Here is an 18,120-nt window from a genome sequence, read left to right on the forward strand (position 1 = left end):
TTTTTAATTATCTAAACAATGTTTTGCACAGTAGGATAGTTCTTCATGATGTTCTTCAAAGAAAACAAAAGCCTTCAAACTGATCTTTTTCAATCAATTTAAAGGCTTTTACATTATTCAAATATCACCCTATATATAGTTTCTATTCACTTTTTTCCTGTAAAATATCTACGATCGTCTTCTCCGTTCCGATCATTCCCGGCGACGCGATCTCTCCCATATGACGCATGGTATCTTCCGGTGTAAACCCATTGATTCCATGAATATCATCAATAAAGATTTCATGCATTGCAAAATCCGCCGACTGAAATGCGGCATTTACCGCCACGACTCCTTTCATCGTACAGCCCTTATTTCCGCCATGACAGATCATACCGGTAATACTGCTGGACATGTTGTTGATCGTTCTTGCCATTGCATGCTCATCACCTCCATGAAGGAAAACCAACGCACAGGCCATTCCTGTACCGGCAGCAATGCCACAGCCACAGAAAGCAGAAAGCTTACCGGAATACTCTTTGATATACATGCAGATAAGATAGCTTAATGCGGTGGCACGATATAAGGTTTCATCGCTTAATCCACGGATCTTGCAAACACCGTAAAGAGGCATGGTTGCAATAATTCCATGTGCCCCGGAACCGGTAATGCTCATGGCTGGTCTGTCAAGTCCGATCACACGGGCCTCAATTGCTGCATTGCAAAGTAAAGATGCAGTCTTTAACTCATCATCCGAAATAATCTTTCCGCCATTTTTCTCAAGCAGATACCGTGCATAGGTTGTTCTCGGGTTCTGGATTCCTTCTTCAAAAAGAGCATAGTTCATCTCATAGGCAGCCTTGATAAATTCAATTTCCTCTGCCGGAACTTCTTTTGCGTATTCGTAAATCTGTTTTAATGTATAATTGTGGATCAGTGGTCTTTCTTCGTGTCCATCTTCCACAGAAGCTTCTTCCTTCTCAAGAATCACCTCTCCATTTGCCTCAATACGAACAATATTTGTATGTGCATCGCGAATCTGAACCATAGCCTCTCCGCCTGTTGTCTTTACACAGGCTTCTATAAAAATACGGCTTGTGATCTCACTCATTTTTACAGCAATTTTTCCGTCTTTTACCAACTGCTCTGCTGCCACATTGTCAGCTTCTGTTACATCAGCAAGACTCTCCAGCTCTTTCTCCGGTTTCCCTGCTACGACTCCAAGAGCTGCTGCGTATTCGTTCCCATAAAAATGGCTGTTTGGAATACCACATGTATATGCATTTTTATACATACCGCTGTTCAGCAAAAGCGTAACCTGTTCCAGTTCTCCAGAAATGTAGGATTTTGCTTTTGAAACCGCATATGCGATCGCTCCCGGCTCGGTTACCCCAAGAGCCGGACGCATATCATCTTTGATTAATTGTGTTAATTCATGCATTTTCGTTTTCTCCTCTAATCAGATATTCAGATTATTGACTGCTTCAATACTACTTCCATTGTAGCAAAGTTAAATGCATTATTCTACCAGATGACAGGCTACATAATGTTCGTTTCCAACGTTTCTGAAGATTGGTCTTTCTTCATGACAGCGTTTGGTAGCATATGGGCATCTGGATGCAAATTTACATCCAACCGGTGTATCGATCGGACTCGGGACATCTCCTTGCAACATAACCGGTTTCTTAGTTTTACTGATCGCAGGGTCAAGCTCAGGAACCGCCGACATCAATGCTTTTGTATATGGATGCAGTGTCTGCTCATATAATTCTTCTGTCTCTGCAAATTCCACCAGAGATCCAAGGTACATAACACCTACTTTTTGGGAAATATGTCTGACCATAGAAAGATCATGTGCAATAAACAAATAAGTAAGTCCAAGACTTGCCTGCAGATCTTCAAGCATATTTACTACCTGTGCCTGAATACTGACATCAAGTGCCGAAATAGGCTCATCGCAGACTACAAAATCCGGATTTACCGCAAGTGCTCTTGCAATCCCGACACGCTGCCTTTGTCCACCTGAAAATTCATGAGGATAACGGCTGGCATGGTCTTTTCCAAGACCAACTGTATTCAACAATTCATAGATGCGTTCCTGTCTTTCCTTACCTTCATAAAGATGATAAATATCCAGTGGCTCACCGATAATATCTGAAACCGTCATACGAGGATTCAGAGATGCATATGGATCCTGGAAGATCATCTGCATTCTTTTTCTATATGGCCATACTTCGGCTGCGCTCAACTGTGCAATATCTTTCCCATCAAATATGATTTCTCCTGCTGTCGGTTTATAGAGACGCATGATCGAATATCCGGTTGTAGATTTTCCACATCCGGACTCTCCTACAAGTCCGATTGTTTCTCCCTTTTGAATTTTGAAGGAAACTCCGTCCACTGCTTTTACATACTCGATTTTTTTACCTAAAAATCCTTTTTTATTCTCAAAATACATTTTCAGGTCTTTTACTTCCAGAAGTGTATTATTTGGCATGTCGGATTCCTCCTTTCTGACTTTCGTACTCTTCGTTCCGAGGTGCCTGCGGATGGCACATAAAACAGCTTACACGATGTGTATCACTGATATACTGTTCCGGCACCGGCATGGATGCGCATACCTTCATTGCATATTTGCATCGCGGATAAAACGGGCAGCCTGTCGGTGGATGAAGCATATCCGGCGGTGTTCCAAGAATCGGAACCAGTCTTTCTTTTGATGCTTCTCCGGTTACTTTTGGTACAGAGTTCAAAAGTCCCATGGTATATGGATGGTGCGGTTCATAGAAGATTTCTTCTGTTGTTCCTTCTTCCATAATTTTTCCGCCATACATAACGATGATTCTGTCACAGATACTTGATGCACATCCTAAGTTATGTGTGATCAAAATAGTAGCTGTTCCAAGTCTTTCATTTAATTCTTTCATAAGAGCCAGTACCTGGGCCTGAATGGTAACATCCAGCGCGGTTGTCGGCTCGTCTGCGATCAGAAGCTCCGGCTCACAGGAAAGTGCCATCGCGATCATTGCTCTCTGTCTCATACCGCCTGAAAATTCATGCGGGTAGGAATGAAATCTTTTTTCCGGTGAAGGAATACCTACCAGCCGCAGCATTTCAAGTGCACGTTTTTTTGCATCTTCTTTTTTAATTTTATGATGTGTCAGAATGGCTTCTGTAATCTGATCACCAATTTTAAATAACGGATTCAATGATGTCATCGGATCCTGGAAGATCATAGCAATGTGATCCCCCTGAATCTTACGCATCTCACTTTTTTTCTTCTTCAAAAGATCTTCTCCGTTAAAGAGAATCTCCCCGTCTTTTACTCTTCCCGGATATGCAAGCAGTCCCATAATAGAAAGTGACGTAACACTCTTCCCACTGCCTGATTCACCTACAATACCAATGATCTCGCCTTTATCTAATCCAAAACTGACATCACGGATCGCCTGCACCTCTCCTAAATGCGTAAAGAAAGAGGTATGTAAATTTTTTACATCTAATAATTTTTCACTCATTTGCTTTTTCCTCCTTATTTACGCTGTTTTGGATCGAATGCATCTCTTAAACCATCACTTAATAAGTTGAATGTAAGGATTGTAACTGAAATGGCAATCGCCGGATATACCATCTGATATGGATATACATAAATTCCTGCTAAAGCGTCATTACACAAAGTACCCCAGGAAGCCATCGGTGCAGAAATACCAAGACCTACGAAGCTCAGGAATGCTTCATTGAAAATTGCACTTGGAATCTGCATTGCCATATTTACCATGATAGGTCCCATCATATTCGGAATTAGGTGTTTCACAATAATTCTCTTTGTATCTGCTCCTGTTACGATGGCAGCTTTAACAAATTCCTGCTGTTTCAGCGTCAGAACCTGCCCTCTGACGATACGGGCCATTTTAACCCAGAATGTCAAACCTAATGCAATAATGATGGAAGAAATACCAGGTCCTACTACAACCATGATCAAAATAACATACAGCGTCATCGGAATGGAGTCCAGAACGTCAATAATACGCATCATTATATTATCAACCGTTCCACCGCAGTAACCTGCAATCGCACCGTAGAATACACCAACCACAAAGTTGATAAATGCCGCAAACAGACCAACCAAAAGAGAAATACGTGCACCATATACAATACGGATAAACAGATCTCTTCCCAGACCATCTGTTCCAAGCAGATAGGTTTTATTTTTTATCTTCTCCTGCTTTGTAAGCTTCTCACCATCACAAGTGATCACTGTTCTTTCTATCTTGTTTTCCAAAATACTTTTTGCTTCATCGATGGTAACCTCTGTCACATCGCTTCCTGCATAATAGTTTTCAAGGTATTTAATTCCTTTGATCGCTGTTGTATCTAAATCTTTTTTTGCTGCTTTCTTTTCTAATTTCTTATACTCTTTGCTTGCATCTGAATAAACACTATAATCAACACAGATTTCACTGTCTCCGACCACGAAGAAATTTTTCTTTCCATTGACATCTTTATTCTTAACTTCTGCAAGCCCTTCGAGATTTCCCTTTTTATCAACCACAACAACCGTATACTGTGGTGTTACATAAATATTTTTTCCATTGTCAAGCGGATATACTTTCATTACATCCGGAATATTCGCTAATTCCAGATTCTGTTTCTTATAATCATATTTCCAAAACATTGGGATAAAAATAGCCCCAATTGTGATCAAAGCAATTACGATCAACGAAAGGATCGCTATTTTATTGGATTTTAATCTTCTCCATCCGTCTTGTAAAAAAGTAAGACTAGGTCTCTCCATTTTCTCAGCATTTTTTTCTTCCTGTTCCAACGGTGCCCATAATTCCGGAGAAATAACGTTATTTTTTTCGCTCATATTTTCTCACCTGTTTTACTGATATTTAATACGTGGATCAATTAATACATACAGAATATCGACTACTAAAATGCAGATTACAAGTATAACTGAGAAAAATACCGTAATACCCATAATAAGCGTATAGTCTCGGTTAAGAATACTGTTTGTAAACAAGTTTCCAATACCAGGAATACCAAATACCTTTTCTACTACGAAAGATCCTGTGATCAAAGCCGCAAACATCGGTCCGATGTAAGTTACAACCGGAAGCAAGGCATTCCTCAATGCATGTTTTCCAAGTACCTTCCATTCCGGAAGTCCCTTTGCTCTTGCCGTACGGATATAATCCTGGTTCAGAACATCCAACGTAGAAGTTCTTGTCAGTCGTACAACATATGCCAGTGAGAATAATGCACTGACTATAACCGGTCCAATATATCCCTTCCAGCTATTCACACCAAACGATGGTACCCATCCTAAAATCTTGCTGAACAGATATAAGAATCCTGTTGCAAATACAAAGCTTGGGATTGTCGCCCCTAGGGTTGATAGCACCATCAAGACTCGATCTACAAATTTATTTTGCCTCAATGCGGCAATAATACCAAAAAATATTCCGAAACCTAAAATAACTAATGAAGCCCAAATACCGATTGCTAAAGAATATGGAAATCCTGCTGAAATAATATCATTGGTTGTGATTCCTTTTTTCATAAAGGAAATACCAAAATCCCCATGCATATAGTTCCGCATATATGTTCCATACTGTTCAATAAACGGTTTATCAAGACCATATTTTGCTTTCATATTTGCAATAATTACCGGATCGTTCATTTTCTCGCTGGCAAATGGGTCACCTGGAATTGCATTCATTAATACAAATGTCAGTGTCATAATGAACCAGATCGTAATAATCGCAGAAAGTACTCTTTTCGCTATATATCTCAGCATATTACTTCTCCTCTAATAATAGGGAGACCGAAAAGCAAGGTACTTTTCGGTCTTCCTAAAGTCAACAACTACTCAACGATTTCAGCATGGCTGAACATAAATGAATTGCCCAATGTAAGTTCAACATTTTCAACCTGATCTTCATTTATAAGAGCTACGAAAGACGGATAATAAAGCGCTGTGATCGGCATATCATCCATAAGAGCTTTATTCGCTTCTTCCCAGGCTTCATCTCTTTCTTTACCTAATGATGCCATTGCTTTATCAAAGGCTTCATCAAAGGCTTTGTTGCCCGGATTTAATGTCGTATCGTGCGGAGCACCTTTGTATTCTCTCCATCTCCACTGACATGTATTATTACCATTCTGAGAATAGAAGAGTTTAATAAGTCCACTTGCATCGTATGGGTTATTTGTCCATCCACCAGGAGCCATCTCGTAATCACCTTTACTCTTTGTAGAGTTGAATACACTTGATTCTTCTGCGCGGAGTTTAACTTTGATATTTAAATTTGTTTCCAGCATCTGCTGAATTGCTTCACAAAGTCTCTTGTTCTTTTCAGTATTCGCATATGTGATTTCCACCTCCGGAAAGCCCTCTCCGTTTGGATAACCTGCTTCCGCAAGTTCTGCCTGCGCATCTTCTACCTTAGCCTGACGCGGATCGATTCCATATTCTTCTGCCGGATATCCATCTGCTTCAAGTTCACGGAAATGTGTTCCATCTGTTTTCTGACATGTCGGAGCGATAAAGTTACTTGCCGGGATAGAACCATCTTTTAATACCTGTTCTGTGATCTGCTTTCTGTCGATTGCCTTGGCAACTGCTTTTCTTACATGAACATTATCAAATGGTGCTTTATCTACGTTGAAATTCAGGAACTGTGCTCCTGTATCGGCACTTACGATTACATATGGGTCTTCAGCAACAATCTGTGGAACCTGTTCTGCCGGAAGATGATCCATAACATCAATCTCACCTGCCTGATATGCCTGATATGCGGTATTATCATCTGTAATAAATACTGCTTTGATACCTGGAAGTTTTACTTCATCTGCTGCATAGTAGTAAGGATTCTTTTTCAGTAATAAATGCGATCCAACCTGATATTCTTCTAAGTAGAATGCTCCGTTACTGATTGCTGATTCCGGTTTCTTCTCCCATCCTTCTCCTGCTGCTTCCACTGCCTCTTTTTTAATAGGAAGATAAACGTCATTGGCAACTAACTGCGGGAAGAACGGTGTTGCATTCTTCAAAACAACTTCAAATGTATAATCATCAATTGCTGTTGCTTTGATATCATCATACTCACCTGTTCCTTCAAAATATTCAGTAGCACCTACAACATAATCTGTGATAGCCTGAAGTGCTTCAGATGCAAAATCCGGATCACAAATTCTTCTCCAGGAATATTCGAAGTCTTTTGCTGTCACCGGACTTCCGTCTGACCATTTCGCATCTTTTCTTAAATGGAATGTATATGTTTTTCCGTCCTCTGAAACATCCCATTTTTCCGCGATACCCGGTTTAAAGCCATCAGATGTTGATACGGTGAGGCCTTCAAACAACTGCTTACAAATCGCGTCCGATACAGATGCTGAGTTGTTCGTCGGATCCCATTGTTTTGGTTCGGAATCTAATCTCCACATAAGGTATCTACCTTCTTCAGATCCCTCATCTTCTGCTTCCTGTTTTACCGATCCATTGTCAGAAGCTTTTTCTTTTTTGTCACCACACCCCACAAAACTTGCAGCAACCATCGTCAGTGCTAAAAGCAACGCTAAATTTCTCTTCTTCATACATTTCTCCTCCTTTACATCCTTTTTTGAGTTTCGTTTTACGAAAAAGATTTTTTCTGTGTTTTTTACTCACAGTATAATTATTACTGACAGTATAATTCTTTTTGTATATTATGTCAATATATTGACAGCATTCTTTTATTGTTTTATAATATTTCAACAACTGTATGTTTTGTTTTTCTATAAGAAAACAAATAAATTACATAAAGGAGGATTTTCTTATGAAGAAAGCACTAAAAATCTACATTTCTGTAGACATGGAAGGAATGGCTGGTATCACTTCTCCATCCCAGGAACGCGATGAGGTTCCTTCCTTCCGCCGCGCTTTACACAATCAGGTACGCTGGATCATCGAAGGAATTCATGCTTCTTCCAGAAATGAGGAGATTGGGGAAATCACCATTTCTGACTCTCACGGAAGCGGAACGAACCTTTCCTATGATGAACTTTGCCAGATGGATGAACGTATCAGCTTAGTAAGCGGTTCTCCAAGAAGACAGTACATGATGTCTTGCCTGGATGAAACCTACGATGTTGTATTTCTGGCCGGATATCATGCCGGTCCGGGAGAAGATTTCGCCAATATGGATCACAGCTTCTACGGAAGAGTTGTTTCCAGCCTTAAGATCAACGGGACCTATATGAACGAAAGCACAACGAACGCAGCACTTGCTGCTTCTTATAAGGTTCCGGTCGGTCTTATCATCGGTGATTCCGGTCTTCGCAAACAGCTTATAGACAAAGAAATGATGCCATGGGTAAAATTTGTAACAACAAAAGAAGCTTTATCCCGCTACGCAGCAAAATTCCCTCCGCAAAAAGTTCTCAGGGAAAACACGATTTCTGCAGTAAAGGAAGTTCTTGATTCCGATTTGAGCAAAATTCCTTTATATGAAGTTACAACTCCGATCAAGCTGGGATTTGAATTCAAATCAACAGCAATGGCCGACACCGTTGCACAAATCCCTCGCATGAAACGTTTAAGCGGTACAGAAGTAGAAATCACATGTGATAACATGCATGAATTAGAATGTGGCATCTCTGCAATTACCGGTCTTGCAGGAACAGCTAACTAAAAATTTCGAAGGAGAAAAAGAAAATGGGAAAATATAATTTTGATGAAATCATCGACAGACATGGCACATCTTGTAATAAATGGGAATACAATATTCCGGAAGATGTCGTTCCGATGTGGGTAGCAGACATGGATTTTGCAGCAGCTCCGGAAATTCGCGAAGCAATGCAGAAACGTTTAGATCATCCTGTTTATGGATATACTCATCACAGCAAAGAATTAAAAGATGCCATCGTATCCTGGGTAGGAAGACGTTATCACTGGGATATTCAGAGCGAATGGTTAGGTTTCAGTCCCGGCGTTGTTCCTGCTCTTGTTATGAGTCTTTTATCTCTGACAACACCTGGGGATCGTATTGTGATCATGACACCTGTTTATCATCCATTCTACTCTTCGATTGAAGAAAATGGACGTGTTATCATTAATCACCAGTTAGATTGTGATGAAAACGGACGTTATTCCATTAACTTCGAGCGTCTGGAAGCCCAGATCGACAACCGCTGCAAAGCGATCATGATGTGTAATCCTCATAATCCGGCTGGTCGTGTATGGACAAAAGAAGAGCTTTTGGAAGTTGCTAAAATCGCCGAACGCCATGAGCTGTATATTATTTCAGATGAGATCCATGCCGATTTCGTATATGGCGGAAAACACCATACTCCGATGGCATCCGTATCAGAATATGCTATGGAACATACAATCACAGCTTTTGCACCGAGTAAAACCTTTAATGTTGCCGGTCTTTGTCAATCTTATGTTGTTATTCCGAACAAGAAATTATATAATGCGTATGACGCAACCTATAATGCGTTTGATCTGGGGGATAACATTTTCGGTATGACAGCGCTGACTGCCGCATATACAAAAGGCGAGGACTGGCTTACAGAAATGCTTCAATATCTCGAAGCTAACAGAGATTTCACCGTGGAATATATCAGAGAAAATATTCCGGAAATCAGCGTTTGGTCACCTGAAGGAACATATCTTCTGTGGCTTGATTGTTCAAAACTTAATCTGGAAAATGACGAATTAAATCAATTTTTCTTAGAAAAAGCAAAGGTAAAAATGAATCCTGGATATCGTTTCGGTGCTCAGTGCAGCACTTATATGCGATTAAATATTGGCTGTCCACGCGCTCAACTTCAGGAAGCTCTTGCCCGCATTGAAAAAGCAATCAAAAACCGCTAGTTTTTATACTTAAATTGCGAAAGGAGGAGCGGGATCATGTATGGAAGCCGAATTCGCGAAATGCGAAAAAAAAGAGGGCTCACGCTCAAAGAGGTAGCTGAAGCTACCGGATACACAATAGGTCATATATCACAAATTGAAAGAGATTTAAAATCTCCTTCACTCGTGGCACTTAGAAAAATTGCAGTCTGCTTAGATTGTTCAGAAGTATGGTTGATCATGGGTGACTCCGAACTCTCTGCCAAGTCACCTGAAGAAGGAAAGAAATCAAAGGAATCTTATTTGGTGAGAAAAGAGAACCGAATTCCAATGAAAATCCCGGAAATTGATGTTTCCTACTCTATTTTTACACCTTCTAAACTTCCGAACGCACAAGAAGCACAAATGACCGGACTCATCGTGAGATTAAAACCGAACACCTGGGTAACTGAGCAAATGATTTCACATGGTAATTACGACGAAAGTCTCCTGCTCCTCAAAGGGGAATTAGAACTCCGCATCGATAACAGCACTTATATAATCTACGAGGGCGACAGTTTCTATATCCCTAAAAATTGTTTACATAACTACTTGAATACATCAGATGAAGAAGCGACTATAATTGTTTATTTTTCACAATTAATTTATTAAGGAAAACACGATTATGAAATATATTATTGATGGACATTTTGACCTGCTAAGCGATGTCGCTGTACGCCGCAAAAATGGTGAGCACAAGGTCATCGAAAGATTGTACTATCCTGCATTCAAAAAAGGAAATGTTACCGGAATCGTTGCCTCACTCTTTGTAGACAGCCAGTACCTGCCTTACGGAAGTGTTTCCATCGCTCTGGAACAGATTGCAGCTCTCCACTGTGAGATCAGCGAAAGTCCGGAACTTCTTATGCTTTGTACATGTGCCGATGACTTTGTAAAAGCTGCTCTGGAAAAAAAGGTCGGTATCCTTCTCTCCTTTGAAGGAGCAGAACCGGTATCTTCCTGCCTCATGTTACACGCATTCTACGCCGCAGGCGTAAGAGGACTGGGACTTACCTGGAGCCGCAGAAATATGGCAGCTGACGGCTGTGATTTTACCGGAAATGCGAAAAAAGGCGGTCTGACTGACTTTGGTCAAATGCTTGTAAAAGAAGCTGAATCTTTAAACATGATCATTGATCTCAGTCATTTAAGTGATGAGGGCGTAGATGATGTCTTATCCATTACCTCCTGCCCACTAATCGCATCACATTCTAATGCACGGGCGGTTGCTCATAACAATAGGAATTTGAAGGATGAGCATTTAAAAGAAATCGCCAGACGTGGCGGTGTTGTGGGACTGAATGCCTGCAGTATCATTAACGCGGATACCGGCAGCACAGCTGACCGCCGGCAAATGCTTGCACACTTAGATTACATGATTGAGGTAATGGGAGAACAGCATGTCGGTTTCGGATTTGACTTTTGCGATCTCTTCTTAAAGAACAGTTCCGCACAAGACTTATCCCTGATGCCGGAGTTTCCTTTCGACATTCTCTCCGGCGGTCATGCGGACATTCCGGATTTCTTGCAGAATATGAAAGAACATAATTATTCAGATGAACGGATTTCTCTGCTTGCAGGCAAAAACTGGCTTTATGCATTCGAAAAAATCCTAAAAAAATAGTTTATCAGAAGGAGTATTTTTGTAATGAATTCAAATATGACAGAACAATTAGATCAGCTTTTCCGTATGTGGGATCGCGGTCTTTGCCCTGGCGCTCAGGTATTGATTCGCCAGCACGGTAAAACTCTTTACGAAAAATGTTTTGGATATGGAAATCTTGAAAATAAATTAAAAATCCATAAAGAAAGTATTTTCCATGTCGCATCGATTTCCAAAGAATTTACTGTTATGTCTATTCTTCTTCTCTGGAAAGAAGGAAAACTTGATTTAGATGACAACATCAGAAAATATTTAGATGAATATATCAACATTGAAACACCGATTACGATCCGCCAGATGATGAATAATGTCAGCGGACTTCGCGACCAATGGGAACTCTTATTTTTACGTGGTATCAAGATCAACGATCAGATTGACATGGATGATATCAATACAACGATATCTCTTCAGAAATCGCTGAACTTTGAACCGCAGTCACAGTATTTATACAGTAACACCGGTTTCCATTTATTGGCACTTATCGTTGAAAAGCTGTCGCAAATGAGCTTCCCACAATTTGTAAAAGAACGTATTTTCACTCCACTCGGAATGACACATTCTTTTGTCCGCGAAAGCTTTACACAGATTGTTCCGGATCTTACTTACTCTTACCAGGACGAAGGTAATGATACATTCTACTACAATCCACTGAACTATGCACTTTACGGACCAACCTCTGTAAATACCTGTGCTTCTGATCTCTGCAAAGTATTAGATGAGTACATTCATCCAAATGTGATCGATCCTGAAATTATCGAGCTTATGAAGAAACCTGTCCTTCTCAGCAATGGCAAAACGGCTGAATACTGCGGCGGACTGATCACCCATAAGCTTCATGGTCTGGATGTATTCGGTCATGGCGGTGCCGATGCTGCATACCGTGGTGAAATTATTTGCATTCCGGAAAAAGAACTGGAGATTGTACTGATCAGTAACACCACAACTTACGCAATGTCTAAGCTTGCCGATAAAGCCGCCTGCATCGTACTCGGATTACCGGATTGTACCGAACCAGCCGTGCCGGAACATGAAAATGCACCTGCCCGCAGCGGTGTATTCCTGACAGCACTTCCGGATGATCCAATGTTTGTTGATATCACAGAGCAAAACGGTACTTTCTATATGCAAAGAGAATGGTGCCGCACAGAACTGGTAAAAGAAGAGGATGGCGGTTATCGCATTGGTTCATTAGACGAAAAGATCTACTTCACAGATAAGGAAATCCTTTATCGACTTCCTGCCCGTGTACTTACATTGACCCCTGCCAAGCCTACAGATCCGGCACTTTTCCAGGAAGGAACCTATTACAACGATGAAACCGATTCCTTTATGAAATTAGTGAAAACTGAAAACACCTGTGAAATCCATATGCGTCGTTATGGAAAAACAACGCTTTACCAATCAGCATCCGGAAGTATTATCTTCCGAATGGATGCAAATCTTATAATGTATGTAAAAGCCGAAAATAATACCATCATTATGGATGGCGGCCGTGTAAAACATATCATTTACCAAAAACAATAAATTAACAGGACGCATGAAAAAACGAAAGTTTTTTCATGCGTCCTGTTGCTTATGGATACAATAACAGCTGTATTACACAAACAAAACTGTTTTCAGCATACTGACCGGATCACATCGCTTTTGATGCGCTCTTTTACACTTTCTAATTCTCCAGATACTTCCGTATGCAATCTTCCTTCAACTGCTCCCCAATCACAATCACAACCTCCTGCCCGTCTCCGATCGGCTTCATACTGATCTCATGACCGGTTGCATTCAGCTGCATCCAGCTTCCTGCATCATCTTTCACGAATCCCTTCACCCGGAAAATACCGCCACATTCTGGATCCTGCATCATCTTCGCAACCTGCGTCTTCAATTCATCTGCAGAAATTTTCAATTCCATAAAATACAACGAATCAAAACCTTTTTTCTCATCCAGCTCCATCTTCCGATAATTTTCTGCAACATAACCGCTCTTTAAGATCTTATCAAAATTCTCTTTCGAAAGCTCTGCTCCATCTTTTCTCATGATTTCCCGATCCAGCCTTCGCTTGCACTGAACCTGTTCAAGCGCTCTGTTCAAATGTTCAATTGTATTTTCAATCTGTTCTTTTGTTGCTTCTTCTGCCCTGCTGAGGATGATGCTTCCTGCATTTGCAGCCTCAGACGCAAGCAGATAGTCTGCTTCTTCTGACAATTCCGGCTCCAGTTTTGCGTCAACGATCGTAATCACATTGCCAATCTCATACCACTTATCCAGTGGTTCATCGTGAAGAACGTCAAAAAATTCGTCTACATCATAAATCCCGGACGGTTCAACAATTACTCTGTCATATCCGCACATTCCCATTGCGATCAGCTTCGTCCGGAAACGCCTCCTGTGCGTCTCTTTGTCGCACCCACCGGAAATCATTTCAAGCTCACAGTTATCTCCCATCAGGTCCTGCAAAAGAAGCATATCTACATTTACCGCACCAAAATCATTCTCAAGGATACCAATGTTCATTCCTTTATCCAGAAGATATTTTGCATATTTTTTAATAAACGTTGTCTTGCCGGAGCCTAAGAAACCGGTGATTAAATCTATTTTTACCATCGCTAATCTTCCCCTTTGATTTTTTAGTTCTTCAAAAATTTTCTACTGTAATTTTACTTCCTTCTCTCTACTACAATATATTTATGGTTAATATCCCTTACAGCCAGTAAGGAATTATCCATCTTGTTGCTTAAGCTGTTAGAATGAGTGGAGCAATAGGTCTGGCCTCCTTCTCTCAGGACTTTACGTCCGTAAAATAGTCAGCCAACCAGCCACTCTTTCGCAGCATTCGTTTTATGCAGGTTGAACCTTGATACGTTCGTGTGAAACACCCAGTAGATTGAATAGGCAATGAGAAAACTGGTATTGACCATTACTAATACATTACAAAGGAGTATCTGTTATGAACGCTGTTGGTATTGATGTTTCCAAAGGAAAAAGCACTGTCACTATCCGAAAACCAGGAGATGTGGTTCTTATGTCCCCCTGCGATATCCCTCACACCCAGTCTGCCATAAACGACCTGATCAAACAGATCAAAAGCCTTGAAGGCGAAACCAAAGTCTGCATGGAGCATACCGGCAGATACTATGAACCGGTTGCCACATGGCTTTCTGATGCCGGTATCTTTGTCAGTGCCGTAAATCCTATCCTGATCAGAGATTTCGGTGATGATTCCCTCCGCACACCCAAGACAGATAAGGCAGATTCTAAAAAAATCGCACGTTATACTCTTGACCGTTGGGCTAAACTGAAGCAATATGGAATCATGGATAAAACACGTAACCAACTAAAAACTATGAACCGACAATTTGGATTCTATATGGCTCAGAAAACTGCAATGAAAAACAATCTCATTGCGCTGATCGACCAGACTTATCCGGGAGCCAATGATTTCTTTGACAGTCCTGCCCGCAATGACGGCAGCCAAAAATGGGTAGATTTCATTCATACCTACTGGCATGTCGATTGCGTCCGCTCCAAGTCATTAAATGCCTTTACGGAGCATTACCAGAATTGGTGCAAACGTAAAAACTATAACTTCAGTGCAGAGAAAGCAGCGAAAATTTATCAAATTTCCTCTGACCTGATTGCCGTATTTCCAAAGAATGACATCACAAAAATGTTGATATGGCAGGCAGTAGCATTACTAAACACTGCTTCGAAAACAGTAGAATCGCTCCGTTCAAAAATGAATGAGCTTGCATCCACGCTTCCGGAATATCCGGTTGTTATGGATATGAACGGTGTAGGGGCAACCCTTGGTCCGCAGCTTATCGCTGAGATTGGGGATGTTTCCCGTTTTACACACCGGGAAGCCCTTACTGCTTTTGCAGGTGTTGATCCCGGTAAAAATGATTCTGGAAAGCACATACAGAACAGTGTGCGAACCTCTAAAAAGGGGTCTCCCTACCTGCGTAAAACTCTTTTTCAGATCATGGACAGTCTTATCAAACGATCTCCAGTGGATGATCCTGTTTATGCCTTTATGGATAAAAAACGATCCGAAGGCAAACCTTATTATGTTTATATGACTGCCGGGGCAAACAAATTTCTCCGGATTTATTACGGTCGGGTAAGAGAATATCTATCCAACTTGTCGAATAATGAAACTATTTAATATCACTTTTTAACTTCTACCAGACTAGCGCATCGCGGTGGTCTTATTTTCGTGTCTTACGTTCAACCTGTATAAATTTTCAAAGTTCATTAATTTCTGCTTGACTTTTTATTTGCAGACTACTTTTAAGATAATAGCATATTTTTTTAGTTTCTTAAAGGAACTCAAATAAAGAACTCAAACAGAAACTTAAATTTTGAGCTCCTATTTGAGTTCTTTTCATTTTTTCTAAAAAATCATTTTCCTTTTTACTTTTCTTCTTTCTTTATCCCAGCCTTCTCCAGAATCCCGTTCCACATCTGCTCTCGCTTTTTCTCCCGTTCTGCCTTTCCGTCATTCCACTTCTGTATAAATGCCATCTGTTCCAGATCATCTCGCTCTTCCATAAACAGCCTCTCTTTCTTACATTTATTCAGATGAATTATTTCCTGTACCTGACTATTATATGCGTGTCCGCAATGATTCTTTCCACTTTGCACGTTATATTTATAAGCAAGAAAAAACAGGTATCACCCCCGACACCTGATTTTCTCTCACTTATTCACTCTTTAATTTTCTCTTCTTTCTTCCCCAGATATACATGGACAGTACAATCGCCACGCAATCCGTAAGTGCCTGTCCGTAAATGACTCCGTTTAATCCGAATACTGCATTCAACAGATACAGTAAGGGAATCAGCAGAAGTCCCTGTCGGAGCACCGACAGAATCGTTGCTGGAAGTGCATCTCCAGTAGACTGCATGCAGTTCATATTTACAAAAAGGATTCCGATAAACGGTCCGGAAACCATATATGCGACCAGCATTTTCACGCCATAATATATAACGTCTTTATCGTTAATGAACAGGTGGATAATTGGTTCTCGAAAAAAGAAAAATAATGCCGTCGCCAGGATTCCAACGACCAGACAGCATTTTTTCGTAAAACAGTCCACTTCCATAAAACGTTTCTGATTGCCTGCCCCAAAATTGTAACCCATCAGCGGCTGCACGCCGTTGGCAAGTCCCATTTGAAGGAAGGTAATAAACATATTTGCCTTGAATACAATTCCAATCGCCGCCACCGGTGCATTTCCGTACTTGACCAGAATCTGATTCAGCACGATCGTTGATACACTCATCAGTGCTGAAAAAATTGCGGTCGGAAAACCGATCGAACATACCCTTGATAAAACCTGCTCTCCGCATTTGAAATACTTCGGACTGACGGAAAAGCTTTTACTCTTTTTCATGAAATACCAGAGATAATAAATGCTTGCCAGAATATTGCCGATCGTTGTCGCAATCGCAGCCCCTGCCGCCCCCATTCCAAGTCCGCTGATAAATACCGGATCCAGAACAATGTTGGCAACTGTACCGATCATACTTCCGATCATCGCCTCACTGCTTGCACCTTCCGCACGAACGATAAAGCTTGCCGCTGCTGACCAGATGATAAATGGTGCACCATAGGAAACGTGAAATATATAACCTTTTGCCATCTCATAAGTCTGACTGTTCGCACCAAATGTGTAAAGGAGCGGTTTCATAAAGAAAATCAGGATCAAAGCAAATAAAATCCCGACAATCAGTGATGCATAGGTTACAAATGCCGATGTATTCTTTACCCGTTTCTCATTTTTTTCTCCCATCGCCATAGATGCAACGGCACTTCCACCCATACCAAACATATTTGCAAATGCCATCAGTAAAATAAATATCGGATTGGTCAGACTGACCGCTGCTACCTGCAGTGGATCCCCAGTCTGTCCAACAAAAAAGGTGTCTGCCATATTGTAGACAACCGTGACCAGACTGCTGATCACGCTTGGTATTGCCATCTTCGCAACGGCTTTTGACACCTTCATACTTCCCATCAGTTCATTTTCATTCATCTGTCCGTCCTCCGTGCTGTTTTTTTCTGCCTGTGTTTTTCTTTACCGTATTCGCAGGAAAAGTATCCAGATTCTGCAACATTTTCTCTGCGATCCTCAGAAATTCCTGCCGTTCTTCTTTTGTCACTCCCTGCAGCAAAATCGTTTCCGACTCTTCGATCTCACTCTTAAGCACAGCTTCTATCTGCTCTGCTTTTTCAGTAAATACGATTTTCTTATATCTTCCATCATTTGGATCAGTCTCTCTTTTTATCAGTCCATTTTTCTCCAAAGATTTCAGTGTCTCTGTTGCCGTGGAAGGACGAAGTCCGAATTCCTGTTCAATATCCTTCTGATAGACAGATCTGTTCTGAGATTCTACTAAAATATAATTTAAAATATTTCCCTGTGCACCGCTGATCCCGATTGTTTCCTGGATTGCCCTGGACCGTCTACGGAGACGGTTGGAAATCTGATTGATCTTCTTTCCTGTCTGCATGATAACCTCCCTTTGCCTTATGATATTTTACTTTATCATTTTTCGCATTAAATACTTCGTTTCCTAAGTATTTTAGGGAAGA

16 protein-coding genes are annotated in these 18,120 nt (G+C 40.9%); 6 read left to right on the forward strand and 10 right to left on the reverse strand.

Translation table 11 applies throughout. The features are described from left to right. Window positions 1-142: 142 nt before the first annotated feature. The 6 genes from NQ556_RS14405 to NQ556_RS14430 form a co-directional block, all read right to left on the reverse strand. The gene (locus NQ556_RS14405) at window positions 143-1,420 is read right to left on the reverse strand and encodes an L-cysteine desulfidase family protein (protein ID WP_022220049.1); all 1,278 of its coding nucleotides are present in this window, start codon (window positions 1,418-1,420) and stop codon (window positions 143-145) included. A 78-nt stretch (window positions 1,421-1,498) separates the two neighbouring features. Then, window positions 1,499-2,476 (reverse strand): ABC transporter ATP-binding protein, encoded by a 978-nt coding sequence (locus NQ556_RS14410; RefSeq protein WP_008373311.1) that lies wholly within the window; start codon window positions 2,474-2,476, stop codon window positions 1,499-1,501. Further along, window positions 2,466-3,497, reverse strand: a complete 1,032-nt coding sequence (locus NQ556_RS14415; RefSeq protein ID WP_022220050.1) for an ABC transporter ATP-binding protein — start codon at window positions 3,495-3,497, stop codon at window positions 2,466-2,468. Before NQ556_RS14415 ends, NQ556_RS14410 begins: the two co-directional genes overlap by 11 nt. 14 nt (window positions 3,498-3,511) lie before the next feature. Further along, window positions 3,512-4,849, reverse strand: coding sequence for an ABC transporter permease (locus tag NQ556_RS14420; RefSeq protein ID WP_008373309.1), 1,338 nt, complete (start codon window positions 4,847-4,849; stop codon window positions 3,512-3,514). Between the two features lie 15 nt (window positions 4,850-4,864). Continuing rightward, the gene (locus NQ556_RS14425; protein ID WP_008373308.1) at window positions 4,865-5,782 is read right to left on the reverse strand and encodes an ABC transporter permease; all 918 of its coding nucleotides are present in this window, start codon (window positions 5,780-5,782) and stop codon (window positions 4,865-4,867) included. Window positions 5,783-5,850: 68 nt separating this feature from the next. After that, window positions 5,851-7,581 (reverse strand): peptide ABC transporter substrate-binding protein, encoded by a 1,731-nt coding sequence (locus tag NQ556_RS14430; protein WP_008373307.1) that lies wholly within the window; start codon window positions 7,579-7,581, stop codon window positions 5,851-5,853. A gap of 221 nt (window positions 7,582-7,802) precedes the next feature. On the opposite strand from NQ556_RS14430, the gene NQ556_RS14435 reads away from it, so the two are divergent. Genes NQ556_RS14435 through NQ556_RS14455 form a run of 5 tightly spaced genes read left to right on the forward strand, consistent with a single transcriptional unit; the run spans window position 7,803 to window position 13,049 of the window. Next, a complete protein-coding gene (locus NQ556_RS14435) occupies window positions 7,803-8,657 on the forward strand; it encodes a M55 family metallopeptidase (RefSeq protein WP_022220051.1) in 855 nt (284 codons plus the stop codon). 23 nt (window positions 8,658-8,680) lie between these two features. Further along, window positions 8,681-9,844, forward strand: a complete 1,164-nt coding sequence (locus NQ556_RS14440) for a MalY/PatB family protein (protein WP_022220052.1) — start codon at window positions 8,681-8,683, stop codon at window positions 9,842-9,844. A 36-nt stretch (window positions 9,845-9,880) separates the two neighbouring features. Then, a complete protein-coding gene (locus NQ556_RS14445) occupies window positions 9,881-10,474 on the forward strand; it encodes a helix-turn-helix domain-containing protein (protein WP_008373304.1) in 594 nt (197 codons plus the stop codon). 13 nt (window positions 10,475-10,487) lie between these two features. Beyond that, window positions 10,488-11,486 carry a dipeptidase gene (locus NQ556_RS14450; protein WP_008373302.1) on the forward strand — a complete coding sequence of 333 codons (999 nt, stop codon included), beginning with the start codon at window positions 10,488-10,490 and terminating at the stop codon, window positions 11,484-11,486. A gap of 24 nt (window positions 11,487-11,510) precedes the next feature. Next, a complete protein-coding gene (locus NQ556_RS14455) occupies window positions 11,511-13,049 on the forward strand; it encodes a serine hydrolase domain-containing protein (RefSeq protein WP_008373301.1) in 1,539 nt (512 codons plus the stop codon). A 142-nt stretch (window positions 13,050-13,191) separates the two neighbouring features. Here the strand turns inward: NQ556_RS14455 and NQ556_RS14460 are convergent, their stop codons facing one another. After that, entirely contained in the window at window positions 13,192-14,127 is a 936-nt protein-coding gene (locus tag NQ556_RS14460) for a GTP-binding protein (RefSeq protein WP_008373299.1), read from the reverse strand. Window positions 14,128-14,470: 343 nt separating this feature from the next. Between NQ556_RS14460 and NQ556_RS14465 the strand changes: the two genes are divergently transcribed. After that, window positions 14,471-15,688, forward strand: a complete 1,218-nt coding sequence (locus tag NQ556_RS14465) for an IS110 family RNA-guided transposase (RefSeq protein WP_022220632.1) — start codon at window positions 14,471-14,473, stop codon at window positions 15,686-15,688. A gap of 248 nt (window positions 15,689-15,936) precedes the next feature. Here the strand turns inward: NQ556_RS14465 and NQ556_RS14470 are convergent, their stop codons facing one another. From NQ556_RS14470 to NQ556_RS14480, 3 genes are all read right to left on the reverse strand, one after another. Then, window positions 15,937-16,074: a hypothetical protein gene (locus NQ556_RS14470; protein WP_022219980.1), complete on the reverse strand. Its 138-nt coding sequence runs from the start codon at window positions 16,072-16,074 to the stop codon at window positions 15,937-15,939. A gap of 151 nt (window positions 16,075-16,225) precedes the next feature. After that, window positions 16,226-17,560 carry an MATE family efflux transporter gene (locus NQ556_RS14475; RefSeq protein WP_022219979.1) on the reverse strand — a complete coding sequence of 445 codons (1,335 nt, stop codon included), beginning with the start codon at window positions 17,558-17,560 and terminating at the stop codon, window positions 16,226-16,228. Further along, complete coding sequence (locus NQ556_RS14480; protein WP_008368600.1) at window positions 17,553-18,038, reverse strand: MarR family winged helix-turn-helix transcriptional regulator; 486 nt, start codon at window positions 18,036-18,038, stop codon at window positions 17,553-17,555. Before NQ556_RS14480 ends, NQ556_RS14475 begins: the two co-directional genes overlap by 8 nt. Between the last annotated feature and the right edge of the window lie 82 nt (window positions 18,039-18,120).

Source organism: Coprococcus comes ATCC 27758 (assembly GCF_025149785.1).
Classification (GTDB): domain Bacteria; phylum Bacillota; class Clostridia; order Lachnospirales; family Lachnospiraceae; genus Allocoprococcus; species Allocoprococcus comes.